The following is a 1,448-nucleotide window of genomic DNA, read 5'->3' on the forward strand; positions in this document are numbered from 1 at the left end:
TCCATGACGGCGCGAATCTTGCGGGAAACGGAGGGCGATGACAATGCCGGATGATCGGCTCGACAAGCTCGGTGAATATTTCGTTCATTTTCAAATCGGCGAGCGCTACCAGATCACATTCGAGGAGTTCGTTCGCCGGGTGGTGATCGGCACATGGGTAGCGTACCTCGCTTAACTCCAGAACAGCAACGAGATTTCGACCGGTACATGTAGCTTTACGATCGCTACCTCGATGAGCCTAACCGGGAGGTTAGGGCAGCGCTCAAGGCGGAAATGCTGCGAATCAATTTCAAATACTCTGCAGAGGAGTGGGTCTGATGGACCGGTTTGAGCAAGGATTGCCGGACCCGCAGGAGAAGCCGGTGGACCCGATCGGCGAATGCGAGTATGACGAGTGCCTGCCGCCGATCTATGCCGGACAGAAAATCTGGAAACGTGGGAACGAATGGTATTGCTCTTGTAAGTGCATGGCGCGGGCAATGGGCGCGGTCACGATGACGGTTTGAAACTTAATTTTCAAAAGGAGGGCCGGCAATGGACCGGAAAACGCTGGAATACCTCGAAGAGAGGGCGAAGAAAGCGAGAGCAATCGTAAATCGTATTGAACATCTTACCATAGAAATCGAGCGGGTAAAGCGAACATATGGCATCGAATTTTGTGCCTTGCGGGTACCGAATGTTCGCGTTGGGACGTGGGACGATGAAAAAATCAAAAACCAGTTTACTGCTGAATTGGTTGCCAACCTGGTGAAAGTTTTTATCGATCTCGCATTGAAGGAAATCAGGCGGCTCGAAGCTGAGCTCGCGGAGCTGTAGGGGGTGGGGACGTGAAAAAAATCGAACTGATTTCCCTGACGCTCCGGAATTTCAAGGGCATTCGGGATTTCCGATTGGATGCCGACGGCGAAAACGTAGACATATACGGCGACAATGCCGTGGGAAAGACGACTCTGTTCGACGCCTTTACGTGGGCCCTGTTCGACAAGGACAGCCAGAACAAGAAGGACTTCGAGATTAAAACGCTCGGGCCCGACGGCAAGGTGCTGGAGCACGGAACAAACCATGAGGTCGAGGTCGTGCTGCTCGTCAACGGCAAGCACCGAACGCTCCGTAAGGTGTTTTCGGAAAAATGGACCAAGAAGCGCGGGGCCGTTACGGCCGAGTTTACCGGGCACACGACGGACTACTACGTCGATGGGGTGCCGGTCAAAAAGTCGGAGTATGCCGATGTGGTGAGCTCGATCGTCGATGAGGACCTGTTTAAGCTCCTGACCAATCCGTCCTATTTCAACGAAGTCTTGAAATGGCAGGAGCGCCGCAAAATCCTGATCGAGGTTTGCGGTGACGTATCGGACGCCGAGGTCATCACCAGCAACCCGGAGTTATCCGAGTTGACGGGGCTGCTGGGAGAACGGACGCTTGAAGGACACCGCAAGATGCTTGCGGCG

The 1,448-nt window shown here is 53.9% G+C and carries 4 protein-coding genes; all 4 read left to right on the forward strand.

Annotated features, from left to right (window positions below; all coding sequences use genetic code 11):
* Nucleotides 1-43 precede the first annotated feature (43 nt).
* Nucleotides 44-175, forward strand: a complete 132-nt coding sequence (locus tag ABEV74_RS04650; RefSeq protein WP_430143753.1) for a hypothetical protein — start codon at nt 44-46, stop codon at nt 173-175.
* A gap of 142 nt (nt 176-317) precedes the next feature.
* Entirely contained in the window at nt 318-506 is a 189-nt protein-coding gene (locus ABEV74_RS04655) for a hypothetical protein (RefSeq protein WP_430143755.1), read from the forward strand.
* 28 nt (nt 507-534) lie between these two features.
* A complete protein-coding gene (locus ABEV74_RS04660; protein ID WP_430143756.1) occupies nt 535-816 on the forward strand; it encodes a hypothetical protein in 282 nt (93 codons plus the stop codon).
* Between the two features lie 11 nt (nt 817-827).
* On the forward strand, nt 828-1,448 hold a 621-nt coding region (locus ABEV74_RS04665; protein ID WP_430143758.1), incomplete at its 3' end, for an ATP-binding protein.

The organism is Paenibacillus cisolokensis, assembly GCF_050481165.1.
Classification (GTDB): Bacteria; Bacillota; Bacilli; order Paenibacillales; family Paenibacillaceae; genus Paenibacillus_AH; species Paenibacillus_AH cisolokensis.